26 protein-coding genes and 1 tRNA gene are annotated in these 25,703 nt (G+C 59.6%); 11 read left to right on the forward strand and 16 right to left on the reverse strand.

The features are described from left to right. Window positions 1-17: 17 nt before the first annotated feature. Window positions 18-191, reverse strand: a complete 174-nt coding sequence (locus tag RGR602_RS37295; protein WP_166677315.1) for a hypothetical protein — start codon at window positions 189-191, stop codon at window positions 18-20. A gap of 64 nt (window positions 192-255) precedes the next feature. Further along, on the reverse strand, window positions 256-4,977 hold the full coding sequence (gene gltB, locus RGR602_RS17220; RefSeq protein WP_039846084.1) for a glutamate synthase large subunit: 4,722 nt from the start codon (window positions 4,975-4,977) through the stop codon (window positions 256-258). A gap of 524 nt (window positions 4,978-5,501) precedes the next feature. Between gltB and RGR602_RS17225 the strand changes: the two genes are divergently transcribed. Further along, window positions 5,502-6,554, forward strand: a complete 1,053-nt coding sequence (locus RGR602_RS17225) for a threonine aldolase family protein (RefSeq protein WP_039846991.1) — start codon at window positions 5,502-5,504, stop codon at window positions 6,552-6,554. A gap of 13 nt (window positions 6,555-6,567) precedes the next feature. Here the strand turns inward: RGR602_RS17225 and RGR602_RS39235 are convergent, their stop codons facing one another. Then, window positions 6,568-6,696 carry a hypothetical protein gene (locus tag RGR602_RS39235; RefSeq protein ID WP_267285075.1) on the reverse strand — a complete coding sequence of 43 codons (129 nt, stop codon included), beginning with the start codon at window positions 6,694-6,696 and terminating at the stop codon, window positions 6,568-6,570. 211 nt (window positions 6,697-6,907) lie between these two features. Between RGR602_RS39235 and RGR602_RS17230 the strand changes: the two genes are divergently transcribed. Beyond that, window positions 6,908-7,396 (forward strand): BA14K family protein, encoded by a 489-nt coding sequence (locus RGR602_RS17230; protein WP_039846085.1) that lies wholly within the window; start codon window positions 6,908-6,910, stop codon window positions 7,394-7,396. A gap of 57 nt (window positions 7,397-7,453) precedes the next feature. Here the strand turns inward: RGR602_RS17230 and RGR602_RS17235 are convergent, their stop codons facing one another. Then, window positions 7,454-8,317: a LysR family transcriptional regulator gene (locus RGR602_RS17235; RefSeq protein ID WP_039846992.1), complete on the reverse strand. Its 864-nt coding sequence runs from the start codon at window positions 8,315-8,317 to the stop codon at window positions 7,454-7,456. Window positions 8,318-8,410: 93 nt separating this feature from the next. On the opposite strand from RGR602_RS17235, the gene RGR602_RS17240 reads away from it, so the two are divergent. Beyond that, complete coding sequence (locus RGR602_RS17240; RefSeq protein WP_039846086.1) at window positions 8,411-9,415, forward strand: bile acid:sodium symporter family protein; 1,005 nt, start codon at window positions 8,411-8,413, stop codon at window positions 9,413-9,415. Between the two features lie 71 nt (window positions 9,416-9,486). On the opposite strand, the gene RGR602_RS17245 is transcribed toward RGR602_RS17240, so the two are convergent. Beyond that, window positions 9,487-9,954, reverse strand: a complete 468-nt coding sequence (locus tag RGR602_RS17245; RefSeq protein ID WP_039846087.1) for an Hsp20 family protein — start codon at window positions 9,952-9,954, stop codon at window positions 9,487-9,489. Between the two features lie 404 nt (window positions 9,955-10,358). Here RGR602_RS17245 and RGR602_RS17250 point away from each other — a divergent pair, with 404 nt between their 5' ends. Further along, window positions 10,359-11,333 (forward strand): alpha/beta fold hydrolase, encoded by a 975-nt coding sequence (locus tag RGR602_RS17250; protein WP_039846088.1) that lies wholly within the window; start codon window positions 10,359-10,361, stop codon window positions 11,331-11,333. A gap of 12 nt (window positions 11,334-11,345) precedes the next feature. On the opposite strand, the gene hisN is transcribed toward RGR602_RS17250, so the two are convergent. Next, window positions 11,346-12,119, reverse strand: coding sequence for a histidinol-phosphatase (hisN, locus tag RGR602_RS17255; protein ID WP_039846089.1), 774 nt, complete (start codon window positions 12,117-12,119; stop codon window positions 11,346-11,348). Window positions 12,120-12,370: 251 nt separating this feature from the next. Continuing rightward, window positions 12,371-13,252 (reverse strand): N-formylglutamate amidohydrolase, encoded by an 882-nt coding sequence (locus RGR602_RS17260; protein ID WP_039846090.1) that lies wholly within the window; start codon window positions 13,250-13,252, stop codon window positions 12,371-12,373. Window positions 13,253-13,442: 190 nt separating this feature from the next. On the opposite strand from RGR602_RS17260, the gene cpdR1 reads away from it, so the two are divergent. Further along, window positions 13,443-13,805, forward strand: a complete 363-nt coding sequence (cpdR1, locus tag RGR602_RS17265) for a response regulator CpdR1 (RefSeq protein ID WP_003542883.1) — start codon at window positions 13,443-13,445, stop codon at window positions 13,803-13,805. Window positions 13,806-13,889: 84 nt separating this feature from the next. Beyond that, window positions 13,890-13,964: transfer RNA gene (locus RGR602_RS17270), tRNA-Val, on the forward strand. A gap of 147 nt (window positions 13,965-14,111) precedes the next feature. On the opposite strand, the gene RGR602_RS39240 is transcribed toward RGR602_RS17270, so the two are convergent. Then, the gene (locus tag RGR602_RS39240) at window positions 14,112-14,246 is read right to left on the reverse strand and encodes a hypothetical protein (protein WP_022715855.1); all 135 of its coding nucleotides are present in this window, start codon (window positions 14,244-14,246) and stop codon (window positions 14,112-14,114) included. Between the two features lie 315 nt (window positions 14,247-14,561). Here RGR602_RS39240 and RGR602_RS17275 point away from each other — a divergent pair, with 315 nt between their 5' ends. Next, entirely contained in the window at window positions 14,562-14,759 is a 198-nt protein-coding gene (locus tag RGR602_RS17275) for a CrpP-related protein (RefSeq protein WP_063855995.1), read from the forward strand. 194 nt (window positions 14,760-14,953) lie between these two features. Beyond that, entirely contained in the window at window positions 14,954-15,430 is a 477-nt protein-coding gene (locus RGR602_RS17280) for a hypothetical protein (protein ID WP_039846091.1), read from the forward strand. Between the two features lie 3 nt (window positions 15,431-15,433). On the opposite strand, the gene RGR602_RS17285 is transcribed toward RGR602_RS17280, so the two are convergent. Beyond that, window positions 15,434-16,132 (reverse strand): hypothetical protein, encoded by a 699-nt coding sequence (locus tag RGR602_RS17285; protein ID WP_039846092.1) that lies wholly within the window; start codon window positions 16,130-16,132, stop codon window positions 15,434-15,436. Between the two features lie 152 nt (window positions 16,133-16,284). Here RGR602_RS17285 and RGR602_RS17290 point away from each other — a divergent pair, with 152 nt between their 5' ends. Then, window positions 16,285-16,803, forward strand: coding sequence for an MgtC/SapB family protein (locus RGR602_RS17290; protein ID WP_039846093.1), 519 nt, complete (start codon window positions 16,285-16,287; stop codon window positions 16,801-16,803). 42 nt (window positions 16,804-16,845) lie between these two features. Here the strand turns inward: RGR602_RS17290 and RGR602_RS17295 are convergent, their stop codons facing one another. Continuing rightward, entirely contained in the window at window positions 16,846-17,028 is a 183-nt protein-coding gene (locus RGR602_RS17295; RefSeq protein WP_039846094.1) for a hypothetical protein, read from the reverse strand. Between the two features lie 71 nt (window positions 17,029-17,099). Then, complete coding sequence (locus RGR602_RS17300) at window positions 17,100-17,336, reverse strand: hypothetical protein (RefSeq protein WP_039846095.1); 237 nt, start codon at window positions 17,334-17,336, stop codon at window positions 17,100-17,102. A gap of 407 nt (window positions 17,337-17,743) precedes the next feature. On the opposite strand from RGR602_RS17300, the gene RGR602_RS17305 reads away from it, so the two are divergent. After that, window positions 17,744-18,865 (forward strand): DUF475 domain-containing protein, encoded by a 1,122-nt coding sequence (locus RGR602_RS17305; protein WP_039846096.1) that lies wholly within the window; start codon window positions 17,744-17,746, stop codon window positions 18,863-18,865. Window positions 18,866-18,970: 105 nt separating this feature from the next. On the opposite strand, the gene RGR602_RS37300 is transcribed toward RGR602_RS17305, so the two are convergent. The 5 genes from RGR602_RS37300 to RGR602_RS17325 all read right to left on the reverse strand — a co-directional run bounded on the left by RGR602_RS37300 (window position 18,971) and on the right by RGR602_RS17325 (window position 23,629). Beyond that, window positions 18,971-19,141: a hypothetical protein gene (locus tag RGR602_RS37300; protein ID WP_166677317.1), complete on the reverse strand. Its 171-nt coding sequence runs from the start codon at window positions 19,139-19,141 to the stop codon at window positions 18,971-18,973. Between the two features lie 153 nt (window positions 19,142-19,294). Further along, window positions 19,295-20,812 carry a tripartite tricarboxylate transporter permease gene (locus tag RGR602_RS17310; protein WP_039846994.1) on the reverse strand — a complete coding sequence of 506 codons (1,518 nt, stop codon included), beginning with the start codon at window positions 20,810-20,812 and terminating at the stop codon, window positions 19,295-19,297. An 11-nt stretch (window positions 20,813-20,823) separates the two neighbouring features. Further along, window positions 20,824-21,315 carry a tripartite tricarboxylate transporter TctB family protein gene (locus tag RGR602_RS17315; RefSeq protein WP_022715865.1) on the reverse strand — a complete coding sequence of 164 codons (492 nt, stop codon included), beginning with the start codon at window positions 21,313-21,315 and terminating at the stop codon, window positions 20,824-20,826. Next, entirely contained in the window at window positions 21,312-22,256 is a 945-nt protein-coding gene (locus tag RGR602_RS17320; RefSeq protein ID WP_039846097.1) for a Bug family tripartite tricarboxylate transporter substrate binding protein, read from the reverse strand. The genes RGR602_RS17315 and RGR602_RS17320 overlap by 4 nt, the downstream gene beginning before the upstream one ends. 308 nt (window positions 22,257-22,564) lie before the next feature. Further along, entirely contained in the window at window positions 22,565-23,629 is a 1,065-nt protein-coding gene (locus RGR602_RS17325) for an ABC transporter substrate-binding protein (protein WP_052451660.1), read from the reverse strand. Between the two features lie 122 nt (window positions 23,630-23,751). Between RGR602_RS17325 and RGR602_RS17330 the strand changes: the two genes are divergently transcribed. Beyond that, a complete protein-coding gene (locus RGR602_RS17330; protein WP_039846098.1) occupies window positions 23,752-25,620 on the forward strand; it encodes an adenylate/guanylate cyclase domain-containing protein in 1,869 nt (622 codons plus the stop codon). Window positions 25,621-25,703: the final 83 nt, after the last annotated feature.

Below are 25,703 nucleotides of genomic sequence, written 5' to 3' on the forward strand. Positions count from 1 at the left end.
TTTCGTCCCTCATCATCTTAAAGCCCAAGACCCGAAGGTCCCCAGTACCAGTAGGCCAGTCCCATGACTGCGCCCAGGGCTACGAATTCCGTTTCAAGGCCGCCGCCGGCAAAAGAAGTTCCGGCGGAAACTGCGGCGGCGAGGCACAGAGAGATGAAGGAATGAAGCAGCGAAAACCGATTTTTCATCATCGTTCTTTCCAGCATCCTCCATGCCGCTCGTCAGGGCAGTGGCCGATCTAGCGATTTAGAGCACTCACTCCGCGGCGATTCCCATCCGGCTCCGTTCCATTTCCTCGAGCGCACGACGGTATTCGACCGGCATGACCTTGCGGAATTTCGGACGGTAGTCGACCCAGTTGTCCAGGATCTGCTTGGCGCGGGTCGAGCCCGTGTAGTGCAGATGGTTGGAGATCAGCTGGTAAAGGCGCTCCTCGTCGTGACGCGTCATGTCACCGGAGACGTCGACGCGTCCCTTGTGCATGAGGTCGCCGCCGTGATGGTGCAGCTTCTCCAGCATGTCGTCCTCTTCCGGAACCGGTTCGAGTTCGACCATCGCCATGTTGCAGCGCTTGGCGAAGTCGCCGGCCTCGTCGAGAACGTAGGCGACACCGCCGGACATGCCGGCCGCAAAGTTGCGGCCCGTTGCGCCGAGCACGACCACCACGCCACCCGTCATGTATTCGCAGCCGTGGTCGCCCACGCCCTCGACAACGGCAATGGCGCCTGAGTTGCGCACCGCGAAACGCTCGCCTGCGACACCGCGGAAGTAGCACTCGCCCTCAGTCGCACCGTAGAGCACGGTGTTTCCGACGATGATGGAATCTTCAGCGACGATCCTCGAGTTCTCCGGGGGCCGGATGATGATTTTGCCGCCCGAAAGGCCCTTGCCGACATAGTCGTTGCCGTCGCCGATGAGAGTGAAGGTGACACCGCGCGCGAGGAAGGCACCGAACGACTGACCGGCTGTCCCCTTGAGTGTGACGTTGATCGTGTCGTCCTTCAGGCCGCGGTGGTTGTAGCGCTTGGCAACCTCGCCAGAGAGCATGGCGCCCGCCGAACGGTCGACATTCTTGATATCGACTTCGATGGCGACCGGCGTCTTCGAGGAGAGCGCAGGCTCGGCCTTTTCGATCAGCTTGCGGTCGAGAATGTCGTCGATCGGGTGCTTCTGACGCGCCGTCCAGTAAGTCTCTGCCTTTGCTGCATCAACCTTGTGGAAGATGCGGCTGAAATCGAGCCCCTTGGCCTTCCAGTGCGCCAGCATCTCGTCCTTCTCAAGCAGTTCCGAGGCACCGATGATGTCGTCGAGCTTGGTGAAGCCGAGCGAGGCCAGGATTTCGCGCACTTCGTTGGCGACGAAGAAGAAGTAGTTGATGACGTGCTCGGGTGTGCCTTTGAAGCGCTTGCGCAGAACCGGGTCCTGCGTCGCAACCCCTACCGGACAGGTGTTGAGGTGGCACTTGCGCATCATGATGCAGCCCGCGGCAATCAGCGGCGCGGTTGCGAAGCCGAACTCATCGGCGCCCAGCAGCGCGCCGATGATGACATCGCGGCCGGTCTTCAGGCCGCCGTCCACCTGCAGGGCGACGCGCGAACGCAGCCCGTTCAGCACCAGCGTCTGCTGGGTTTCGGCAAGGCCGATTTCCCAAGGGCTGCCGGCATGCTTCAGTGAAGTGAGCGGCGACGCACCCGTGCCGCCGTCAAAGCCGGCAACGGTGATGTGGTCGGCGCGCGCCTTGGCAACACCGGCGGCGACCGTGCCGACGCCGACTTCCGAGACGAGCTTGACCGAGACGTCGGACGTCGGGTTGACGTTCTTCAGGTCGTAGATGAGCTGCGCCAGGTCTTCGATCGAATAGATGTCATGATGCGGCGGCGGCGAAATCAGCCCGACGCCGGGCGTCGAATGACGGGTCTTGGCGACCGTCGCATCGACCTTGTGACCCGGCAGCTGGCCGCCTTCGCCGGGCTTTGCACCCTGCGCGACTTTGATCTGCAGCACGTCGGCATTGACAAGATATTCGGTCGTCACCCCGAAGCGTCCCGAAGCGATCTGCTTGATCGCCGAGCGTTCCGGGTTCATCGAGCCGTCGCGCAGCGGCATGTAGCGGTCGGACTCTTCGCCGCCTTCACCGGTGTTCGACTTGCCGCCGATCTTGTTCATGGCGATTGCGAGCGTCGTGTGCGCCTCGCGGCTGATCGAGCCGAAGGACATCGCACCCGTCGAGAAGCGCCTGACGATATCGGCAGCCGGTTCGACCTCGTCGATCGATACCGGCTTACGGCCGAGCTCATCTGCGCTCTTGACCTTGAACAGGCCGCGGATGGTGTTCATGCGCAGCGCCGTGGTGTTCACCATTTCGGAGAATTCGCGGTAGTGATCCTCGGCATTGCCGCGAACGGCATGCTGAAGGGCTGCAACAGCGTCCGGTGTCCAGGCATGGCTTTCGCCACGCATGCGAAAGGCATATTCGCCGCCAATGTCGAGCGTGCTTGCAAGCAACGGGTCGCGGCCGAAGGCGGCCGTATGGCGAGCAACGGTTTCCGTGGCGATCTCTTCCAGGCCGACGCCTTCGATCATCGTTGCGGTGCCGAAGAAATACTTGTCGACGAATTCCGACTGCAGTCCGATCGCATCGAAGATCTGCGCACCGCAATAGGACTGATAGGTCGAGATGCCCATCTTCGACATGACCTTGAGGATGCCTTTGCCGACCGCCTTGATGTAGCGGTAGACGATTTCGCTGGCGTCCACTTCCTTCGGAAATTCGCCCTTGGCATGCATGTCAAGCAGCGTGTCGAAGGCGAGATAGGGGTTGATCGCTTCAGCACCATAGCCCGAGAGCAGGCAGAAGTGATGCACTTCGCGCGGCTCGCCGGTCTCGACGACAAGACCGACCGACGTTCGAAGCCCCTTGCGGATCAGGTGATGGTGGACGGCAGCGGTCGCCAGCAGCGCCGGGATCGCGATGCGATCTGGCCCGATCTGACGGTCGGAAAGCACGATGATGTTGTAGCCACCCTTGACTGCCGCTTCGGCGCGCTCGCAGAGACGGTCGAGCATATCCGGCATGCCGTCGGCACCACGCTCGACATCATAGGTGAAGTCGAGTGTCTTGGTATCGAAACGGTCTTCCGTGTGACCGATCGAGCGGATCTTTTCGAGATCGCCGTTGGTCAGGATCGGCTGGCGCACTTCGAGACGCTTGGCGTTCGCCATGCCGGTATGGTCGAGGATGTTCGGCCGCGGCCCGATGAAGGAAACCAGGCTCATGACAAGCTCTTCGCGGATCGGATCGATCGGCGGGTTCGTGACTTGGGCGAAGTTCTGCTTGAAGTAGGTGTAGAGCAGCTTCGACTTGTCGGACATCGCCGAAATCGGCGTATCCGTACCCATCGAGCCGATCGCTTCCTGACCCGTCGTCGCCATCGGCGACATCAGGATTCTCGTGTCTTCAGTTGTGTAGCCGAAGGCCTGCTGGCGGTTGAGCAGCGAAACATCGCGGCGCAGCGCACGCGGTTCGACCGGCTTCAGGTCTTCCAGGATAAGCTGAGTACGGTCGAGCCAGCTGCGGTAGGGATGCTGTGTCGCAAGCTGCGACTTCACCTCGTCATCCGAGATGATGCGGCCTTCTTCCATATCGATCAGCAGCATCTTGCCGGGCTGCAGGCGCCACTTCTGGATGATGTTTTCTTCCGGAACCGGCAGCACACCCGCTTCCGACGCCATGATGACACGATCATCATTGGTGACGAGATAGCGCGCCGGACGCAGGCCGTTGCGGTCGAGCGTCGCGCCGATCTGCTTGCCGTCGGTGAAGGCGACGGCAGCCGGCCCGTCCCATGGCTCCATCAAGGCAGCGTGGTATTCGTAGAATGCCTTGCGCTCGGCCGCCATCGACTGGTTGCCGGCCCAGGCTTCCGGGATCAGCATCATCACCGCATGCGACAACGAATAGCCGCCGCGCACGAGGAATTCGAGTGCGTTATCGAAACAGGCTGTGTCCGACTGGCCTTCGTAGGAGATCGGCCAGAGCTTGGAGATGTCCTCGCCGAAAAGCGGCGAAGACACCGACGCTTGACGCGCCGCCATCCAGTTGACGTTGCCGCGCAGCGTGTTGATTTCACCGTTGTGGGCAACCATGCGATAGGGGTGCGCCAGCTTCCAGGACGGGAAGGTGTTGGTCGAGAACCTCTGGTGCACGAGGGCAACCGCGCTTTCGAACCGCGGGTCCGACAAGTCCTTATAATAAGCTCCGACCTGATAGGCGAGAAACATGCCCTTGTAGACGACGGTAGATGACGAAAGCGACACCGGATAGAAGTTGCTCTCCTCGCCTTCAAACTCGTCGTAGATGCGGTTGGAGATCACCTTGCGGAGCGTGAAGAGGCGGCGCTCGAACTCGTCGTTCGTCGCGGCATCCTCGCCGGCACCGATGAAGACCTGAACATGATGCGGTTCGGTGGCGGCGATATCCGGCGCCTTGGAGAGCGAGGAGTTGTCGACCGGCACGTCGCGGAAGCCGAGGAAGACCTGGCCCTCCTCGGTGATCACATCCTGGATCACTTTCTTGAAGTGCTCGATCTGCTGTTCGTCGCGCGGCATGAAGATATGGCCCATGCCGTATTCACCGGCCTTCGGCAGGATGACGCCCTGCTTTGCCATTTCCTCACGGAAGAAACGGTCGGGAATCTGCACGAGAAGACCGGCGCCATCGCCCATCAGCGGGTCAGCACCGACGGCACCGCGGTGCGTCAGGTTTTCGAGGATGAAAAGACCGTCCTTGACGATCTGGTGCGACTTCTGGCCCTTCATATGTGCGACGAAGCCGACGCCGCAGGCGTCATGCTCGTTGCGCGGATCGTAGAGACCCTGTTTTCGCGGCAAACCGGAGGCGGATTTACGCGTATTGGCCGTTGCGCGCATGTCTGCTGCTGCGAACTGGTCAAAACCCGTGGATGGCGTCTTCGTCATCTTTCCCTCCTGTCAAAGCCCGCGAGCGGGCGTCTCTTTGTCGCGCGCCGTCCCTTGATACGGGGTTCGGCGCGTGACAGCGCTGTTGCATTATCGAAGATCCGGTCGCGTTGGCCCGCCAAAAGCGAGCCGCCGCGCTCCGCGCCTGCCAGTCGCCGCAGCGCTGCCAAGGCTGCGCTTAAGGGGACTATAGCGTGAAACCCTGCAAAGGTCAGGGCTTTCGGCGCCTCTTCGGCCGCAAAGGCCAAAATAGGACAGCAACACTGTCCTAATTCATCAGTTCTATGCCAGAAACCTATGCGCTCCGCAAGAGCGCGCAATTAAAAAATCGTCGATTTGCGACGGAAGATTGCCAAACTGACGAAAATGACGAAATTAAATTACACGGCGCCGCACTATTTTGTTTATTGATTGCGGAATTCAATTTTTGTGATGCATTGCGACTGAGATGTTTGATCGCGTGAAGCTTTGGCGTAATGTCCCTGCCGATCTTGCCAACCCCACATTTCCTAACGGTTCTTCCCATGAATTTTGCTTCCGACAACTGGGCCGGCGCCCATGAATCTATTGCCCAACGCCTGCTCGCGGCTTCCGCCGGCTTCGCGTCCGCATACGGCACCGGCGATCTCGATAAAAAAGTCGAGGCACGCTTTTGCGAGGTCTTCGAGCGTGAAGTCTCCGTGTTCTTTGTCGCGACGGGTACGGCTGCGAATTCCCTTGCGCTCGCCAGCGTCCAGCGCCCCGGCGGCATCACCTTCTGTCATTCGGAGGCCCATGTCATCGAGGATGAATGCGGGGCACCGGAATTTTTCTCCGGCTCCGCCCGCCTTGTTGCCGTGCCCGGTGCGTCCGGCAAGATCGATCCGGCAAGGCTTTCGTCGAAGATAGCAGACTTCCCTGAGGATGCGGTGCATCACGGCCGCGCCAGTGCAGTTACCATCACCCAGGCAACCGAGATTGGTACGGTCTACACGTTGCCGGAAATCGGCGAGATTTCAGCCATCGCAAAGAAGCGGAACCTGGCTCTTCATATGGACGGCGCCCGCTTCGCGAATGCGCTCGTCGCACTTGGCGCAACGCCTGCCGAAACGACATGGAAACGCGGGGTGGACATGCTTTCCTTCGGTGGCACCAAGAACGGGTGCTGGTGCGCGGAGGCGATCGTCTTCTTTCATCCGGATCAGGCCAAAGAGATGCCTTTTATCCGAAAACGTGCGGCACAGCTCTTCTCCAAGTCGCGCTTCATCGCCGCCCAGTTCGACGCGTATTTCGACAACGATCTCTGGCTCGATCTTGCCCGCCATGCGAACAGCATGGCCGATGGCCTCCGTGGCGGCATCGGCGCCAGCAATACCGCCAGGCTCGCCTGGCCCACCGCCTCCAACGAAGTCTTCGCCGTCGTCACCAAGGGCGCGGCGAGAACTGCTGAACATAGGGGGGCGACGTTCTACGAGTGGCCGATTCCGGCCGCAACGCCTGACCTCGTCGACGACAACGAGACGCTGATCCGTCTCGTCACCAGCTTCGCCACGACAAAAGCCGATGTCGACGGCTTCTTGAAGTGCCTGGCGGCATAAAACCCGGCAGCACCTAGTTCTGATGGCCATAGACGGCAGATTGCGGGGCACCGTGATCCGCCTTTTCCGCTTCGTGCCCGATCACGAGGATCATCATTACACAGGCCACCAGCCCGGATACGAATAGTGCGCCATACATCATCGGTCCGTCCTTTCTTGCCCCGAACGACGACCAGATTGGCTTCTAACGTAGAAGCCGGAATCTAACCAAATAGCTAAGCGACAAGGTTGAGAGGGGCTTAAAATGGCAGGCAACCGGTTAACCGCTGACAGCGACCGCCGCTTAAAATTCGTCCACTGCTGCTGGAACTTTTCAGGAACAACTTCATTGATAGCTAGAAAGGTGAAAAGCCATGAAAAAGTTAGCTGTCGTGCTCATCTCAGCTGTGACTGCCTTGACCAGTGTTCCGCCTGCCGAGGCATTTCCTGCGATCAATCTCGAAAAGCCGAAAGTCGTATCGAACATAGAGCAGGTTCGGGATCGCGACTGGAGCGGATGGAGCAATTTTGCTAGGCGCCGCTATCTTAAGAGTATGCGTAGCAATCGCGGCGCATACTATGGCGGTTCTCGTGGTTATCGCTACAACAGATATTATGGCCGCCGCTACCGCGATTATGACAATGACAACGACGCGGCCGCAATCATCGGCGGATTGGCGCTCGGCGCGATCGTCGGCGGTGCGTTGGCTCAGCCAGGCTACTATGGCCCACCGTCCTCCTATGCTTACGGCGGCAACGGTCATACGAGCTGGTGCTACAGCCGATATCGCTCCTATAGGGCCTGGGACAATACGTTCCAGCCATACTATGGCCCGCGCCGGCAGTGCGTTTCGCCCTATTGATCGCAGGCAACCGAAACTTGATCGGCAAGCAACCGAAACCCGCCGCCCGGCGGGTTTCTATTTTTGTGCGCCCGATCGCAGACCCCGCACCTTCCCAAGAATGTCCTCCGAAAGCGCCGACACCAGCGCCTGATCGGCCCCTTTGCGCGGCACGAGCACGAATTCCACATCCTCCAGCAGCGGCAGCCTTGCCGTGCCGATCTCTTTCAATCCCGAAGGGGCCATGCTGCGCGGCTGCACCAGTACTCCCATTCCTGCCCGCGCCGCGGCCGTAAGTCCGCTCAGGCTGCCGCAGGTGCAGACGATCCGCCAAGGCACCTGCATTCGGCTGAGGGCCTCGAGCGCAATACTGCGCGTCACGCTTGGCGGCGGAAAGGCGATCAGCGGCAGCGGCGCTTGTGCGAGCACATGGTCGGGATCGCGCGCCAGCCAGACCAGCGGCTCGCGATAGACAAGCCGGCCGCGGGCATCGCCGAGCCGGCGTTTGGCAAGCACAAGATCGATCTCGCCATTGTCCTGCATCTCGTAAAGCGCACCCGACAACGCGACTGTCAACTCCAGATCGACCGATGGATGCGACCGCACGAAATCCTCCAGCACGGCCGGGAGCTGGCTGGTCACAAAATCTTCCGAGACCCCGAGGCGGAGGCGGCCGCGCAGACTGCTCTCCTTGAAAAGCGATTGAACCTGCCCTTCGATCGAAAGCATCAGGCGCGCATGCGACAGCAGCGCCTCGCCATCTCCGGTGAGCACGACCTTGTGGGTGTCGCGCGCGAGAAGCCTTCGCCCGAGTGAAGTTTCCAGCCGCTGGACGTGCTGACTGACGGTCGATTGACCGAGACCCAAACGCTCTGCGGCGAGCGTGAAACTGCCCATCTGCTCGACGGCAACGAAGCTGCGCAACTGCGTCAGATCAAGCATTGACATCCCACTTCGCGATAACTGTTATTTCTTGCATCCTGATTCATAATGGGTGACAAAACAACGAAATTCTGAAAATGCCGAGGAAGCATCATGCGCCGCTTCTTGCCCGATACCTTCACGATCCTGCTCGTTTTAACCGTCATTCTTGCCTCGCTGCTTCCGGCAAGCGGCATTTTCGCGGATTATTTCGGCGTCGCCACCGGACTTGCCATAGCCCTGCTGTTCTTCCTGCATGGCGCCCGGCTATCCAGCGACGTCGTCATTGCAGGCATCCTGCACTGGCGGCTGCACGTCGTCATCCTTCTGACGACATTCGCCATCTTTCCGCTACTCGGCATGGCGCTCGGCCTCATCCCGGATTCGATCCTGCCGCAGCCGCTTTACCTCGGCATCCTTTTCCTGTGCGTCCTGCCATCCACGGTGCAATCCTCGATCGCCTTTACCTCGATGGCAGGCGGCAATGTGCCGGCCGCCATTTGCTCTGCCTCCGCTTCCAACATCTTCGGCATGTTCCTGACGCCGCTTCTCGTCGGCCTGCTCTTTGCCGTCGGCGGCCATGGCGGCTTTTCCTGGGACGCGCTGGAGCAGATCCTGCTGCAATTGCTTGCTCCCTTCGTGGCAGGCCAGATCCTGCAGCCCTGGATAGGCAATTGGATCCGCGCGAAGAAGAAAATCCTGATGCCGGTCGATCGCGGATCGATCCTGATGGTCGTCTATCTCGCCTTCAGCACGGCGGTCGTCGAGGGCCTGTGGCATACATTCTCAGTAAGAGACATCGGGGTCGTCGTCTTGCTCGACATGTTGCTGCTCGCAATCGTCCTTTTGCTCACCATGCACGGCAGCCGCCTTCTCGGCTTCAACAAGGCCGACGAGATCACCATCACCTTCTGCGGCTCGAAGAAGAGCCTGGCAAGTGGCGTGCCGATGGCAGGCGTCATCTTCGCCGGCCAGTCGATCGGTGCCATCGTTCTGCCGCTGATGCTCTTCCATCAGATCCAGCTGATGGTCTGCGCGGTGATCGCGCAAAAATATGCCGCAGCGGCTGCGCATCGGATAACAAAAGAGGAAGCCGAAGAGGCTGCGAGCCCAGCCTGATCTGCAGCCAACAAAAAGGCGGCGCCCCAACGGAGCGCCGCCTGTCTTTTCCTATCCTGGAAGGGGATCGATTAGTTGGCGACCTGAGCCTCGATAGCCTTCGGCGCGCTTACCGGCTCTGCGGCAATCGCGATCTTGCGCGGCTTCATGGCTTCGGGGATGCTGCGAAGAAGGTCGATATGAAGCAGGCCGTTCTTCAGCGAAGCGGCGGTCACCTCGACATGATCGGCGAGCTGAAAGCGGCGCTCGAAGGCGCGCTTGGCAATGCCGCGATAGAGGAACTCGCTGCCCTCGGCGTTGTCTTCGCTCTTTACGCCCTTGACGGTCAGTGCGTGAGCTTGAGCCTCGATCAAGATTTCGCTTTCGTCGAAACCGGCAACGGCCATGGTGATGCGATAGGTGTTCTCACCGGTGCGCTCGATATTGTAGGGCGGATAGGTATTGCCCTGATCCGGCTGAGCCAGGCTGTCGAGCATGGTGAAGAGACGGTCGAAACCGACGGTCGAACGATAAAGTGGAGAAAAGTCGACGTGACGCATGATGTCCTCCTTAAGGAAGCGACGTGTTGCGATAATTGCCCCTGAAACCCCATATTCGGCAGCTTCGGGACGGTTAAGCGGACCCGTTTGGCACCCGCAGAATTCAGATGGTGATCGACTTTCGGCAGTTCAAGACCCTTTTGCAACTAGGTGAACGGGGCATGAACACGAGGTTCGGCATGCGTTCAGCAGCACCTCTGTAGAAGTAGTAACTGTCGGGGGATTAAACCGCCCGATGGCTGAAGTGCATCGTCCCTTCTTCTTCAGTCCGATTTTACGGCCGGCGCCGGGCACCCCTCAAATCGCCCCGCCGGTCTCTTTTTATTCGCTCCGCGCTTAACAGTTGATTTTCCCTCTGCGTGCATTATCCCCTAGACTCAAGGCGGCATCGAAAGCAGCGGCTCATGGACAGCGTCCTTATTTCGACACCTGACAATCCCGTCCCGGAAAACCGTACCGAAGGCTATTTCGAGACGCATGACGGCTGGAAGCTGCGCCATGCGGTGTTCCGCTCCGATGCCCCCGTTGCAAAAGGCACGGTCGTCATCCTGCAGGGACGCAACGAATACATTGAGAAATATTTCGAGACGATCCGCGATCTAACGGCGAAGGGCTTCTGGGTTGCGATCTTCGATCTTCGTGGCCAGGGCGGTTCGCCACGGCTGATCAAGAAACGACAGCATGGCCATGTGAGGCGCTTTTCCGATTACGAGCGAGACCTCGACACCTTTCTGGAAACGGTGGTGCTGCCCGACACCCGCCTGCCCTTCTACCTGCTCGGCCATTCGACCGGTGGCCTGATTGCGCTTTCGGCCGCCCCCTATCTTGCAACACGCATTGAACGCATGGTGCTTTCCGCGCCCTTCATCGGCCTGATCGGCCAGGCAGCGTCCGCATCGACCATCCGCCGCTTGGCCGCCACGGCTTGCTCGCTCGGACTTGGCTCGTTGCCCTTGAGCCGCAAGCTACGGGAGCTTCCTTTCCAGGACAATCCGCTGACATCGGACGAGGTGCGTTTCGAGCGCAACATTGCAATGATGAGGGAGCATCCGGAACTGATGCTCGGCCCGCCGACCGCACGCTGGGTCCATGAATCCTTCAAGGCGATCGACAAGGCACTCATGCCGAGCCACCTCTTTTCGATTACCATCCCGACGATCGTCATTGCCCCGACCCGCGACGGCGTCGTGCCCTATATCGCGCAGGAACGGCTTTCGCGCTATTTCCGCGCAGCCCAGCTCGTGCCCATCAATGGCGCGCGGCACGAGATTTTTCAGGAGCGCGACGCCTACCGCGCCGCAGCACTCGCCGCGTTCCATGCGTTTATTCCAGGCAGCGACGCCGAGGCCGCTGAAGAGGTCGAAGGGTTCGGCGTCTAAACGGATGGCGACTTAGCGCTGCAGGATCGCAAGTGCCTGGTCGTAAACAGCACGGCTGCCGGCGGCGATGATCGAGCCACCGTCTTCCGGCCGCCCGCCGTCCCAGGTGGTGATGATGCCGCCCGCATTTTCGATCACCGGAATGATCCCGCCGACATCGTAGGGCTTGAGGCCGTTTTCGATCACGAGATCGACATGGCCGGCCGCGAGAAGTGCATAGGCATAGCAATCCGTGCCATAGCGGAAGAGCCGGACCTGGCGTTCGATCTCACGATATTTCTCCATTTCCAAGCCGGTGAAGAGATGCGGCGAAGTGGTGAAGAGGATCGCGTTCGAAAGCGTGCCGCAGTCACGTGTTTTCAAGCGCCGTTCGCCCTCCGGTCCGCAATAGATCGAGCCGTTCTGATCCGCGAAATAGCGCTCGCCGGTGAAGGGCTGCTCGATCATGCCCATGATCGCCCGGCCGTTCTTCTGTAGCCCGATCAGCGTTCCCCATACCGGCACGCCGGAAATGAAGGCCCGCGTGCCGTCGATAGGATCGATCACCCAGACATAATCACGGTCCAGGCCAACATTTCCGTGTTCCTCGCCAAGAATGCCATGATTGGGAAAATGCTCTTCAATCAGCTTGCGGATTGCCGCTTCCGCTGCCCGATCGCCCTCGGTAACGGGATCGAAGCCACTCGAAAGCTTGTTCGTCACATCGAGGCCGGATCGGAATCGCGGCAGTGTCTCGGCCTTGGCGGCTTCCGCCAGGCGATTGAAGAACGAGCGGTCAGGAAGCATGGATGATCCGTTTTCTGGGCCGTGTGGCACGCATTCCTTAGCGCAAATGCGTTCAAATGCAAATCGACCAGGCATTTTCTCGATATCTGCCTAAAGATTTTGCATTGCAAAATAATGATTGACAATTGTGCAGCGCAGCAGTAGCTTCTTCATACAGTCTTCTGACTGTAAATACCCTCCTTGGGTGTTTCCTCCCTAGACTTAGCCGCGCTGTACAGCGCGGTTCTTTTTTTGAGCGTCTGTCCGGGAGCTTATTCTGCAGCAAGCGCCGTATCGGTTGCAAACTGGTCAACGTAGCTGGCCATCTGCCGCATGAAGCCTGTGACGGCGTTGACAATCAGCGGAAAATCCGTGTGCTTTTCCAGCGTCCCTTCGTCCACGTAGATCGCCCGATTCACCTCGATCTGCAGGGCGTGCAGCCCGCGCGCCGGCCGGCCGTAATGCTCGGTGATGAAGCCGCCGGCATAGGGCTTGTTGCGGATGGCGGTGAAACCCATCTCCTCGAGAATACTGATCGCCGTACGCGAAAGGTCGGCCGATGCGCTGGTACCATACCGGTCGCCGATGATGAAGTCGGGCCGCGCATTGCTGCCTGCGACGCGGACATTGCCCGGCATCGAGTGGCAATCGATCAGCACGCCGAAGCCGAATTGCACGTGGGTGCGCGCAATCAGCCGGCGCAGCGCGGCGTGGTAGGGTATGTAGATGCTCTCGACCCGATCGAGTCCTTCCTGCACCGGCAGCCGCCGGGCATAGATTTCCATATTCTCGGCAACAATGCGCGGAATGGTGCCGAGCCCGCCTGCCACGCGCAGCGAATTGATGTTTGCATAAGGCGGCAACAGGCCATCGAACATGCGCGGGTCGAGCTCGTAAGGTTCGCGGTTCACATCCAGATAGGCGCGCGGGAAATTGGCGAGAAGCAGAGGCGCGCCAAGCAGGCTGGCGGCTGAAAAGAGCTCGTCGACATAGTGATCCTCCGACCGGCGGATGGAAATGCCTTCGAGCCGCGACTGGGCGATAAATTCCGGTGGATAAATACGGCCGCTGTGGGGAGAATTGTAAACGAAGGGAATGGTCTGCGACACGGGCTCACGGATCTCAAAAAGCTCGTACTCGCGAATTTCCGGCACCTTTTTCCCTCTTAACCATGTCACAGGACGGCTGCTTGGCCCATGTTGCCAGTTGCCTCACCGCAAGTCCATACTATGTAGCGGGGATGACAGCCTTGGGCAGGCAATTCACCGGTTGTTTACCGGCTAAAGTCTAGTGTAAATAGCTGGCGCCTCCCACCAAAAACCTATTCACCAATCGGTCTGGATAATGACTCAGAAGATACTGCTCGCCGAAGACGACAACGACATGCGCCGCTTTCTCGTAAAGGCGCTCGAAAAGGCCGGTTACAAGGTTCTTTCCTACGATAACGGCGCAAGCGCCTATGACAGGCTTCGGGAAGAGCCCTTCTCCCTGCTCCTGACCGATATCGTCATGCCGGAAATGGATGGCATCGAGCTCGCACGCCGGGCGACCGAGCTCGACCCGGACCTCAAGGTCATGTTCATCACCGGTTTTGCAGCCGTTGCACTGAACCCTGATTCGAAGGCGCCGAAGGATGCAAAGGTGCTTTCAAAGCCTTTCCATCTTCGCGATCTCGTCGATGAAGTGAACAAAATGCTTGCCGCATAAGGCTTGCGGGCGGCGGGTCACAAAACTTCAAAAAAGCCTATTGACGGCTCCCAAGGTTTTGTGATCTATGCGCCGCCATCGGATGGGCGTGTAGCTCAGCGGGAGAGCACTACGTTGACATCGTAGGGGTCACAAGTTCGATCCTTGTCACGCCCACCATTCGATCCTCTTGAAATTACAGAGGAATTCGTCAAACCGCTGATTGACGAGTGATATCCAGGACGTGAGCAGTCGTGCGTTACGACGCAAAATTGCGCCCTTGCCCAACACGGCTCACACAAGCCAGCCAAAACCCCATCAAATACTTTACTTCGTAAGCGTGGCGTCTTCAGATAGAGTTGCTGCGGTTTGCAAGTTCGGCGTCTCAGGGATTGCTGCGATGAAAAACATCGTGAACGCATAAACTGAGAACAACGTCAGCACCGCGGTCAATCGAATCATTCAGTATCTCCTTATTAACAAGGACAGCTTGACCCATATCCGGGTTTTCCAAAACCGTTTTCTGAACGGGAGATGAACAAAAACATGTGACGGGGCATTTTAACGATATTTTTACAACACATTTTGAAGAGTCTCCCTCTTCCCGCGGGTGCTTATAAGCCGGAAGAAGGAGGGTTTTTTGATCGCGAAGGAGGTATTGCTCCATTCGAGCTAATCCTGTGAATAGCGGGAATCGGCGCCTTCGGCCTGGACATTAACAAAGAGAAATGTTTGCCTTCGAAGGCTGGCTGAGGGGCCGGCGGTTAGGGGCAAGCGATGAATATCGAAGAACTGCTCGACATGCAGGAGCGCGGAATACGCGATCGGATCCTCGGCTACGATTTAAGCGACAATCCCATGTCCCGACCGGAATTGATGCCGATCCGCGATGCTTGGGAGCTTGAAGTCTGGTACGCCCGCTACGAGGCATGGCGCTTCGGCTGGGCCGTCGAGGACGCCAGCCGGCGCCACTGAGCGTTTGCATGGGCGAAGGCTCCGCGCAAACAAGAGGTACGATACAGAGGCCGGCTGTCGCTGTTGACGGCCACGCTTCCCGGAACGGGCCGCCATCCCTGCAGCGGCCCGTTTTCTTTGTAGCGCGGCAAATTTCGGACACAGAAACATGCGACCCCCGTCCGGTAAACCAGCATGACAGGATTCCTGAACAGATGAGACTGACAGTGATTGCAGCTGCGGCGCTTTCCGCCGCAGCTTTCGCCTCCGGCGCCAACGCCGCCTCCCAGAATTTTCCAGGCGCCGGCGTTTCGACGCTTACAGGCAAATGCGCAAAGCTCGTCGTTGGCAACGTGGACGCAACGAAGGGGTGCAAGGGCGAACTCGCCAGCGTGGGACTGCCGAACGGCCAGGTGACCTTCATCTTCACCTCAGGCGGGAAGATGCTTGGCTTCCAGGGCGATGGCACCGCGATCAAGCCGGCATCTAATGGCAATGCCAGGATTCCGCTCAAGATGGTGACAACCGGCGTGGGCGAGAAGATGACGGGCCAGGTCAAGGTGGCAGGCACCTGCACATTCGGCAACCCATACGGCGGCAAGCCGGTCGTGATCGAATGCTCCGCGGAAAGCAAGGATACGGCCTTTACCGGCAGCTTCCGCACCAGCGGCAAGGCTCCGAAGCAGAAATAGACCTCAGGCGCACCATCCACCGGGGGCGCCAGGCTTGCGGGCAAGACCCTCGGTAATCAGTTGAGTGCCCAAGGAGCGGCCGCCGCGCGAAATCACGTGCGGCGCGCCGGAACTGGCGGGCTTGCCGGCAGCGTTCATGACGAAGGGCCCGGCATTCAGAAATTTGAGCAGCTTCGATTTTGCGGCAAAGCCGATCCTCCGCTCGCCTTCGCAGCGCGCGGCGCCGACATCCGGCACTACCATGTCGGCGACCAGGATCTTCTCGCCCTTGTACCAGAATATCCCACCGTCTCCGACGCAGTTCATATGCTCACCCTGCCCGCAATAGCCGAACGCGGCGCGCGCGTTTTCCGGGCCGGCGGATGATGTCGCCGTTGAGGAGAGCTTCACGGGCTGCGCGGCAGGAACAGGAACGGCTTCGGGCGGCACGGGACGCTGCGGCTGCGAAGCAATGGCCTGCCTCGGCGCGTTCTTGGCAACAGCCGCTTTCGGCGCGTCTGCCTTGATGGCAGCGGTAATCGCGGCCGTGTCCGGCGCCCGTGAGGCAAGAATCGGGCGCACGGTCTTCCAGTTGTCGTAAAGCGCGATACTGCCTGCGGCAACGACACCGGCAAAGAGCCAGGGCAAGGCTCCACCATGGCCCCTGCCCTTCGATTTTGCGGATGATTTGCGGCGGCGGCCGCGAGGTGCAGTTCTAGCCATCTGGTCCGAATCCCGTGATGGGCCGATTATCGCCTCCCAATCCTTTCCGAAAGGTTGGCATGGAGCCCCAACGTCGAAACGGACGAACAAAGAGCCGCAGAAGACGTTAGCCCCCCGCGAAGAAATGTTTACCCGAAGGGAGCGCCTTTTCCATGGATATCGTTTTTGCCGACATGTTCCCTGAATCCCGTATTCATTACCCGGTGATCTTTGCCCGGCTCATCGGCGCGATTGTGCTGGGCGGCATCATCGGCTTCGAACGCGAGGCGCAAAACCATGCGGCGGGTCTGCGGACCCATATTCTGGTGAGTCTTGCGGCAGCGCTTTTCGGCATCATTTCCATCGAATCGGTGCATATGCCGGGCTTTGCCAACGATCAGCAGGTCCGCATCGACCCGCTGCGCGTCATCGAGGCGGTGACGGCGGGCGTCGCGTTTCTGGCCGCGGGCATGATCGTCTTTTCCAGAGGCAGGGTAAAGGGCTTGACGACGGGAGCAGGCATGTGGCTCTCAGGTGCGATCGGCCTTGCCATGGGCTTCGGCTATTGGCCGGTCGCCTTCTTCGCGACGGCGGCGGCGGTCTGCGTGCTCTTTGCTCTGGGCAAAATGGAGCAGCGCCTGGAGCGGAATTCCGGAAAGCAGCCGCCGCCGGAAGGCGATACCGACTCATAAAAAACGCCCGGCATGCCGGGCGCGCTTTATCGGCGATGAGAATTAGCCAGTCTTCCCTCTTGAACTGTCCTTGTCTCCATGCGCGCTGGTTTCGCCATGAGCAATAATTCCGGATGCCGCTTCGCGCTTCTGGATATCAATGCCGTTCTCGGAGGCCTCTTTAAGAGCCTGCCATTCGTTTTCGTGTTTCAGATAGATGTCTTGCGGCACGAGATTAGTCGTCATGGAGTCCTCACAACTTTGTCCGGGCCTTAAATGCAAAAGCCCCGACGTCGGTTCCCGCGCCGCCTGAAAAATCATAAGGCGCGCCCTTTGCGGCCTTTGGAGGTTGCAAGGTCTGGACCGCCTTTTGAAAGATCGCCGCCGGTCACATGAGCCGGAACATGAATGTCGTCCATCGGCGTCTGCGGCAGCGTCAGATCGACATGGTGCGGCGGCAGCACCTGCACCTTCTGCATGCGGTTCGGCTTTGCCCGCTTCATGCGATCTGCCGCTTCCGTACGCTTGTCGGGAGAATGAGTCGAAGTCTGCATAAATGGTCCCTCCTTTTTTGTCGCGCCGGCAATGGCATTCCATTGCCTTAACCAGAGCCTAACGGGCGGGCGACCGCATGGTTCCAAAGAAAAGCCTCGGCGCAGACTGCGGCCGGCTTGACTGGCGCCACAGGTTGACTACCTAGAAGGCTGATCCGCGGCCAAAACGATGCGCATGGTTGCCCCCCGTGCAAAAGCATCGGCTGCCGGACAAACACTGGTGCCGGGCCCCTCTGGCGAGAGTTTTTACGGCGCTCTCGTGATGTCGGTACCGCCTGCAAACAGCCGGCGGATTTTCACTCGATGAAAAAGCTCACAATGCCTCACGCGCATATCCCTTACGATATGCCGCATTTTTCACTCACATCATCCTTCAAGAACGATGTCCGCATTAAAGAGGTGCGGCCATGAAGCAACCCATCAGCCATCAATCCACGCTCGGCTATTTCCGCTGGGCTTTCATCGTCACGGCCGTAGGCCTGGCGCTCGGCGCTTTGCTGGGCTGGCAGTCCACCGGCACGATTAGCGGCATGGCGACTATCTTCTTTATCTGTACGGTTCTGGCCGTGCTGGAGATTTCCCTCTCCTTCGACAACGCGATCGTAAATGCCAACAAGCTCAAGGAAATGACGCCTGTCTGGCAGCATCGGTTCCTGACCTGGGGCATTATCATTGCCGTCTTCGGCATGCGCATCGTCTTTCCGCTGGCAATCGTGGCGATAGCCGCAAGTATCGGCCCGATCGACGCCGTGATCCTCGCCGCCCGGCAACCGGCTGAATATGCGCGCATCATGAACGAAGCCCATCTGCCAATCGCCGCCTTTGGCGGAACCTTTCTTCTGATGGTCGGCCTTTCTTACTTCTTCGACCCGGAGAAGGACGTCCATTGGATCGTCTCTGTTGAAAAACTGATGTCGCGCGGTGCGACGGTCAAAGGCATCGAAATCGCCTTCGTTCTCTTATTGATCCTCACTTTCGCTTCATTGCTTGAAGGCCAAGAAGCGACGACCTTCGTCTACAGCGCGATCTACGGTCTTGTCACATTTTTGGTTGTCGAAGTGATTGGCGCGATGCTGGACGCTTCGCAAAAGGCCATGGCAGAAGCGGCACGCGGTGGGCTTGGCGCATTCATCTATCTTGAGGTTCTGGATGCAAGCTTCTCGTTCGACGGCGTCATTGGCGCCTTCGCCCTGACGCAGAACCTTTTCATCATCGCCATCGGTCTGGGCATCGGCGCGATGTATGTACGCTCGATGACGATCATGCTCGTCGAAAACGGAACGCTGACGCATTACCGCTACCTGGAGCATGGCGCGTTTTACGCGATCCTGATCCTTGCGATCATCATGTACGTCCAGACCCTCTTCCATATTCCCGAAGTCGTCACCGGTCTCGGCGGTGCAGCGCTTATCGGTGTCTCGCTCTGGTCCTCTATCCGCCACAACAAGCGGAAGGAAGCCCGTGCGCAAGCGGAAGCGAGGGCGCAGGCCGAAGTCCATTCACCTGCCCGCGAGCGGCTGGAGGCCTGACATTTCCAAAGCCGCAGCGCTTGTACGCGTTGCGGCCTGACGGACAAGAATAAAGCCCGCGACCAACCGGTTGCGGGCTGTTTCATGCGTGATGTAATCGGGAAACTAGCGGCCGAAATGGTCGAAGGCGTCCGGTGCGATACCGAGAACCTTGAGGTCCCGGGGCTTTGGACGGCGACCCGCTTCGAATGCAGCGCTTACAGCATTTGCGGCGCCGATGACAGCGAAGGCACGGCCGAAGAAACCTTCCCGAATGGACTTGCTGTAGGAGGACATTGTCTTTCTCGCTTTGGCTTCATTATTGACGCCTCATACATGATGCGCTGCAGCATTCTCCACAAGTGACGGGATTTCAGGCCTGCCATGCAAAAACAAGCGGCCGGCTCATGTTCAGGGCCGGCCGCAAGAAAGGGTTCGAGCAGTCTTGGCTTAGTCTTCGCTTGCAGCAAGTTGCGACAGAACTTCGCCGCGGCCGCGTATTCTCAAGATCAACGGGATGATGAAGGCCGCAGCCGCAACGATCAGCAACCCGGCTGCGATCGGCGACGTGACAAGCGTCGTCACATCGCCCTGGCTGATAGCAAGCGCCCGGCGGAGCTGCTGTTCGGCAAGCGGCCCGAGAATCAAGCCGACAACCACCGGGGCGATCGGATAGCCGAAGAGCCGCATGATATAGCCAAGTACGCCAAAGGCGAGCAGCATGCCGAGCTCGAACACCGAGGGATTGGCGCCGATGGTACCAAGCGTCGCAAACAGCAGGATGCCGGCATAAAGCCAGGGCTTCGGGATCGTCAGCAGGCGGACCCAAAGCCCGATCAGCGGCAGGTTCAGAACCAGCAGCATGGCATTGGCGATGAGCAGGCTGGCGATCAGGCCCCATACGAGCTGCGGATTGTTCGCAAACAGCAGCGGACCGGGTTGCAGGCCGTATTGCTGGAAGCCGGCGAGCATGATCGCCGCCGTTGCCGTCGTCGGCAGGCCGAGCGTCAGGAGCGGCACCAGCGTACCGGCTGCCGATGCGTTGTTTGCCGCCTCCGGGCCTGCTACGCCTTCGATCGCACCGTGACCGAATTCTTCGGGGTTCTTCGCCAGGCGTTTCTCGGTCGCGTACGACAGGAAGGTGCCGATTTCGGCACCGCCAGCCGGCATTGCACCTATCGGGAAGCCGATCAAGGTGCCACGCAGCCATGCCTTCCAGGAGCGGCCCCAATCCTGGGCCGTCATCCAAAGAGAACCCTTGACCGCCTCGACCTTGTCCTCGCCGCGATTGCCTTGGGCTGCGATATAGAGCGTCTCCCCGATCGCGAACATGGCAACGGCAAGCGTGGTCACTTCGATGCCGTCCAGAAGATCGGGAATGCCGAAGGAAAGACGTGCCTGGCCGGTCTGCTGATCGATGCCGACCATCGCCAGCGCAAAGCCGATGAAAAGCGACGTCAGCCCGCGAAGTGCCGAATCGCCGAAAGCGGACGAAACGGTCACGAAGGCGAGTATCATCAGAGCGAAATATTCACGCGGCCCGAAGATCAGCGCCAGTTTGACGATGTAGGGCGCGATGAAGGCAAGGCCGAGCGTGGCTATGAGGCCGGCCACGAACGAACCGATCGCCGCTGTCGCCAGCGCCGGACCGCCGCGACCCGCGCGCGCCATCTTGTTACCCTCGAGCGCAGTCACGATCGAGGCGCTTTCACCCGGCGTATTGAGCAGGATGGAGGTCGTCGAGCCGCCATACATGCCGCCGTAGTAGATACCAGCAAACATGATCAGCGAACCGGCTGGGTCGAGCTTGTAGGTGACGGGGAGAAGAAGGGCAACGGTCAGCGCCGGGCCGATGCCCGGCAAAACGCCGACCGCAGTGCCAAGCGTGACACCGACGAACGCGTAAAGAAGGTTCATCGGCTGCATGGCGACCAGGATGCCCTGGAAGAGGAATTCGAAGGTGCTCATCGCATCCAATCCTAGAAGAAGAGTCTCTCGAACGGTCCGGCAGGCAGCGTCAGCTGCAGCAGCTGCGAGAAAATGATCCAGACGACGAAGCTGAAGACGATACCCGCCGGGATCGAGAGCCACAGCTTGCGACGCCCAAAACCGCGCGCCGTGAAGGCAAAGAGAATGCCTGTGGCAATCGAGAAGCCGGCCGTCTTCAGAAGCAGCATTTGCGCTGCAAGCCCGGCAACAATCCAGATGACGGGAGCGACTTCCTGATGTTCTCGCTCGGGAAACTCATTGCGCAACGCCTCGAAGACGGTCCAGATGCCGAGGCCGATCAACCCGAACGCCACGACCTTGGGCGCGGTAGCCGGCCCGATGCGAGCATATTGGGCGATCGCTCTCATATGCGTGGCGTCCCAAAGCATGACGGCCGCAACGACGAAAAGACAGATAGCAATGATCAGCGCCGCCCAATCCGGGCGACGCTTCGTTGCCAAGGGTGCGTTGCCCCTGCTCATTTAACAAGCCCGATCTCTTTGAGGATGCCTTCGGTTGCGGAGACGTCCTTCTCGAGCTGCGCCTTGAAGGCATCGCCGGCGAGGTATGTGTCGGCCCAGCCCTTCGTCTTTAGGATTTCCTGCCAGCCTGCCGACTTGGAAAGCTTGTCGAAATCAGCGGTGACGGCAGCCGTCTGCTCAGGCGTCAGGCCGGGAGCGGCGGCGACCATCCGCCAGTTCTGCACGCTGACATCGACGCCAGATTCCTTCAGCGTCGGAGCGTCGACACCGTCAATGCGCTTATCGCTCGAGACGGCGAGCAGGCGGAGCTGCCCGGCCTTCACCTGCGATTCGAACTCACCATAGCCCGAAATGCCGGCCGTCACCTGTCCGCCGAGGATAGCGGCAAGCGCCTCACCGCCGCCCGAGAAGGCGACATAGTTGATCTTCGTCGGATCGACGCCGGAGGCCTTCGCGATGAGACCGACCGCGATATGGTCGGTACCGCCGGCCGAGCCGCCGCCCCAGGACACCGAACCCGGATCAGCCTTCAGCTTGGCAACGAGGTCACCCATCGTCTTGATGTCGGACGATGCCGGAACGACGATGGCCTCATACTCGCCGGTCAGGCGAGCGATCGGTGTGACGTCCTTCAGCGTGACAGGCGACTGGTTGGTGAGAATCGCGCCGACCATGACATAGCCGCCAACGATCAGTGCGTTCGGGTTGCCGTTATTCTGGCTGGCGAACTGCGCCAGACCGATGGTGCCGCCGGCGCCCGGAACGTTCTGAACCTGAACATTGCCAGAGATGCCTTCCTTCTGCATGACGGTCTGCAGCGAGCGGGCCGTCTGATCCCAACCGCCGCCGGGTGCGGCAGGCGCCATGATGGTGTAATCGGCCGAATAGGCCGGCAGCGCGATAGCGGCTGCGAAAAGCGTAGCAAGGAAAGTATGCTTCACGATGTGTCCTCCGTGATCGCGGTGAGCGCCGCGTATTGTTCTCAAGGGAATCGAGAAGCGTTGCCGGGCAGCGGACTTTGATCGTCCGCAATAGCGACGGAGACTCCTCCCGAAACGTCTACTCTCCGCCTCCACGAAGAGAAGTACCAGAACCGCACCACATCAAGCTGTCATTTAGCTGACATCGGCAGGATATCCAGCGCCAAGGCCACTTTTTTGCCGTAATTCGGGCATGAGCGCCCGGTTATGCCGGTGGCGTGCATCCCAAATCCACCCCAATAAAGCAGGTAGGTGCGAACGCTATCCACCTACTGTGTCCGCAGCACCTCGTTCCAATGGGCGATCAGCCGCGCGCGCTTGACCTGGTCGAGATAGACCATCAGGCCCGGGCTGACCGGAACGGGCCTGAGCTGGGCACCGAGAAGCTCCTGCAGGGTGTTAGCCGTATTGTCGCCCGCAACCTCGGGGCTGACCGCCGGGATCTGCAGTTTTCGGGCCATGATCGTCTGTCCTTCCTTCGACATGAAGAAGGTGAGATATTGCCGCCCGAGTTCCGGCTCCGCGGCAGCCTGCGGCACCAGCCCGATGCGCGACATCACGACCGTATAATCCTTCGGCAGCACGATGCCGACATCGCGGTGGCGCGACGCCCAGTCCGCCGCATAGGAGCCTAGAATGTTGTAGCCGAGCACGAAGCGCCCGTCGGCTACCCTCTCCAGGATCGCCGAACTCGTCGAATAGAGCTTGACGCCCGCAGCCCCCATCGCCCGGATCACCGACCAGATGTCCCCGAACTGCTCCTGGTCGCGCGCCATGAACAGAAAGCCGACGCCGGAGCGTTCGATGTCATAGGTGCCGATGCGGCCGTAAACCGCGTTGCCTTTGCGCTTCAGGTAATCGACGAATTCCGCCCGTGAACTTGGCACCGGTTCATGCAAGAAGCTCGGCTTGTGATAGACGAAGACGGCCGGCTCGAAGGTGAGTGCATAGGCCGTGTTGCGCCAGTTTGCCCATTTCGGCCATTGTCCGCTCATCGGCAGATTGCTGACCTGCGCATAGCCGTCGTTGGAGAGCTTGACCTGCAGGTCCATCGCCGATGAAAAGGCGAAATCCGCCGTTTTCTTCCCGGCATCCGTCTCCTGCACGATCCGGTCGTAGATCTCGCCCGTCAGCATGTCTTCATAACGCACGGCGACATCCGGATTGGCTTCCTGAAAGCCATGGATCATCGGCTGGGCGAGAGGCTCGTCGAGCGAGGAATAAACCGTCAGCACCCGCGCATCCGCCTTGCCGGATTTCGCGGGATAAAAGGCCTGATCCGCGGCTGCAAAACCGGGACAGAGCAGAAACAGCACAACAAGAAGTCTCCTCATGAGCGCAGAATGCATCACCACGCTTCGCCGGGCAAGGACGAGTGATTGCGGGCGCTGTCTCGCAACGCGACAAGAGCATTAAAAGACGCTAAGCTAATTTAGACAACCGTATGGAGGGGATATTGGAACGACGGCTGAGTGCCATACTCGCTGCCGACGTGGTGGGTTATAGCCGTCTGATGGGTATCGACGAGACCGGTACCCTGCAGGCGCTCAACCGCCACCGCTGCGAGCTGATCGATGTCAGGATCTCCGACTACAGAGGGCGCATCTTCAAGCTGACCGGCGACGGAATGCTCGCGGAATTCCAAAGTGTGGTAAACGCTGTCGCCTGCGCTGTCGAAATTCAGCGCGAGATGGCTGTGCGCAACAAACACGTCCCGCAGGATCAGCGCATCGAATTGCGGATCGGCATCAATCTGGGCGACGTTGTCATCGAGAACGACGACGTCTTCGGTGACGGCGTAAACGTCGCTGCTCGGCTCGAGCGCCTTGCTTTGCCGGGTGGCATTGTCGTTTCCGGCTCCGTTCGCGATCAGGTGGGCACGCGCCTCAATATCGGTTTCGAGTTCCAGGGCGAGCAATCTCTGAAGAACATCAAGCAGAATGTGTCGGTGTTCACGGTTCTCCTCGATCCGCCTTCTGCAACGGCCGGCGCGTCGGACGACCAAACCCGCAATACCTGCTTTATTGCCGTTTTGCCTTTCACCAACATGAGCGGCGATACCGACCAGGAGTATTTCGCGGACGGCATCACGGAAGACATCATTACCGACCTCTCCAAGATATCGAGTCTACACGTCGTGCCGCGGCACACTGTCTTCACTTACAAAGGGAGTTCGCTGAAGGTAAAGCAGCTCGCCCACGAACTCGGCGTGCGATACGTTCTCCAGGGAAGCGTCCGCATCGCCGGCGCGCGTGTACGCATATCCGGCCATCTCATCGATACGGCGAATGGCGACCATCTGTGGGCCGATCGCTACGACCGGAATCTCACCGATATCTTCGCGATCCAGGATGAGATCACCAATTCGATCGTCGGCCAGCTCAAGATCCGGCTCCTGCCGGCCGAGAAGAAGGCCATCGCCGCCGAACCCACGGCCAATATCGAGGCCTATACCTACTACCTGCGAGGCCGCCAGCTATCGCACACCTGGACGAAGTCGTATCTGCAGCTTGCCCGCAGGATGTTCTGCAAGGCTGTCGAGTTGGATCCTGATTATGCGCGCGCCTATGCCGGTATTGCCGATTGCGACGCGGCCATACGCGATTGGGATCCGGAAAATGTCCCGCTCGAAAACATCCTGCAGATGAGCGCCCGGGCCCTCGAACTCGATCCTGATCTCGCGGAGGCCCATGCCTCCCGAGGTCTGGCCCTGCATCAGAACGGCCAGGATCAGCAAGCCATTTCAGCCTTCGAGCGGGCACTTGCACTTGAACCCAATCTTTATGAAGCGAACTTCCACTATGCGCGATTCTTCTTCATGCGCGGCGATTTCGCCAATGCCGTCCGCTACTTCACGCGCGCGGCGCACATCCGCACGGACGACTATGTCTCACCCATTCATTTGATGAGCGCCTACCGCTCGCTCGGGCGCATGTCGGATACGGAAAACTGGGCCAAGCTCGGGCTGCTGCGAGCGGAACGCGCACTGAATCTCAGTCCGGAAAATTCAGGACCGGCCCATCGCGGCGCCCTGGCGCTGGCGCATCTCGGAGACAGGGCGAGAGCAAGGGATTGGGCCGCCCGCGCCATCGCGATCGATCCTGACGACATCGTTGCGCAATACAATCTCGCTTGCGTCTATTCCGTCCTCGGCGACGTGGACGAAGCGATTGATATTCTGGAGAGGCTGATGCCGCGAAGCTCGGTCTACCACATCAAATGGTTCGATAACGACTCCGATCTGGATAACATCCGCAGCGACCAGCGCTTCCAGAAACTCCTGCTGGCAGCGCAGGAGGAACAACCCCGGGAGGTCGCTGAATAGAGCCATTGAGAGTGCCAAACTTTCGTTGATTGAATGACGCCGGCTTTTCTTTTGCTGCTGATGACATCCCCTTTCACGGGCTG

The sequence above is a fragment of the Rhizobium gallicum bv. gallicum R602sp genome, assembly GCF_000816845.1.
GTDB classification, from domain to species: domain Bacteria; phylum Pseudomonadota; class Alphaproteobacteria; order Rhizobiales; family Rhizobiaceae; genus Rhizobium; species Rhizobium gallicum.

Excerpts from the sequence above, each read along its gene's own strand:
- RGR602_RS17230 (WP_039846085.1), top strand. The coding sequence starts at position 6,908 with ATGAAAAAGTTAGCTGTCGTGCTCATCTCAGCTGTGACTGCCTTGACC.
- RGR602_RS17280 (WP_039846091.1), top strand. The coding sequence starts at position 14,954 with ATGAGACTGACAGTGATTGCAGCTGCGGCGCTTTCCGCCGCAGCTTTC.
- RGR602_RS37295 (WP_166677315.1), bottom strand. The coding sequence starts at position 191 with ATGATGAAAAATCGGTTTTCGCTGCTTCATTCCTTCATCTCTCTGTGC.
- RGR602_RS17290 (WP_039846093.1), top strand. The coding sequence starts at position 16,285 with ATGGATATCGTTTTTGCCGACATGTTCCCTGAATCCCGTATTCATTAC.
- RGR602_RS39235 (WP_267285075.1), bottom strand. The coding sequence starts at position 6,696 with ATGATGTATGGCGCACTATTCGTATCCGGGCTGGTGGCCTGTGTAATG.
- RGR602_RS17295 (WP_039846094.1), bottom strand. The coding sequence starts at position 17,028 with ATGACGACTAATCTCGTGCCGCAAGACATCTATCTGAAACACGAAAAC.
- hisN (WP_039846089.1), bottom strand. The coding sequence starts at position 12,119 with ATGCTTCCTGACCGCTCGTTCTTCAATCGCCTGGCGGAAGCCGCCAAG.
- RGR602_RS17240 (WP_039846086.1), top strand. The coding sequence starts at position 8,411 with ATGCGCCGCTTCTTGCCCGATACCTTCACGATCCTGCTCGTTTTAACC.
- RGR602_RS17245 (WP_039846087.1), bottom strand. The coding sequence starts at position 9,954 with ATGCGTCACGTCGACTTTTCTCCACTTTATCGTTCGACCGTCGGTTTC.
- RGR602_RS17300 (WP_039846095.1), bottom strand. The coding sequence starts at position 17,336 with ATGCAGACTTCGACTCATTCTCCCGACAAGCGTACGGAAGCGGCAGAT.
- RGR602_RS17225 (WP_039846991.1), top strand. The coding sequence starts at position 5,502 with ATGAATTTTGCTTCCGACAACTGGGCCGGCGCCCATGAATCTATTGCC.
- RGR602_RS17315 (WP_022715865.1), bottom strand. The coding sequence starts at position 21,315 with ATGAGCAGGGGCAACGCACCCTTGGCAACGAAGCGTCGCCCGGATTGG.
- RGR602_RS17250 (WP_039846088.1), top strand. The coding sequence starts at position 10,359 with ATGGACAGCGTCCTTATTTCGACACCTGACAATCCCGTCCCGGAAAAC.
- RGR602_RS17325 (WP_052451660.1), bottom strand. The coding sequence starts at position 23,629 with ATGAGGAGACTTCTTGTTGTGCTGTTTCTGCTCTGTCCCGGTTTTGCA.
- RGR602_RS17285 (WP_039846092.1), bottom strand. The coding sequence starts at position 16,132 with ATGGCTAGAACTGCACCTCGCGGCCGCCGCCGCAAATCATCCGCAAAA.
- RGR602_RS39240 (WP_022715855.1), bottom strand. The coding sequence starts at position 14,246 with ATGATTCGATTGACCGCGGTGCTGACGTTGTTCTCAGTTTATGCGTTC.
- RGR602_RS17310 (WP_039846994.1), bottom strand. The coding sequence starts at position 20,812 with ATGAGCACCTTCGAATTCCTCTTCCAGGGCATCCTGGTCGCCATGCAG.
- cpdR1 (WP_003542883.1), top strand. The coding sequence starts at position 13,443 with ATGACTCAGAAGATACTGCTCGCCGAAGACGACAACGACATGCGCCGC.
- RGR602_RS17305 (WP_039846096.1), top strand. The coding sequence starts at position 17,744 with ATGAAGCAACCCATCAGCCATCAATCCACGCTCGGCTATTTCCGCTGG.
- RGR602_RS17275 (WP_063855995.1), top strand. The coding sequence starts at position 14,562 with ATGAATATCGAAGAACTGCTCGACATGCAGGAGCGCGGAATACGCGAT.
- gltB (WP_039846084.1), bottom strand. The coding sequence starts at position 4,977 with ATGACGAAGACGCCATCCACGGGTTTTGACCAGTTCGCAGCAGCAGAC.
- RGR602_RS37300 (WP_166677317.1), bottom strand. The coding sequence starts at position 19,141 with ATGTCCTCCTACAGCAAGTCCATTCGGGAAGGTTTCTTCGGCCGTGCC.
- RGR602_RS17235 (WP_039846992.1), bottom strand. The coding sequence starts at position 8,317 with ATGCTTGATCTGACGCAGTTGCGCAGCTTCGTTGCCGTCGAGCAGATG.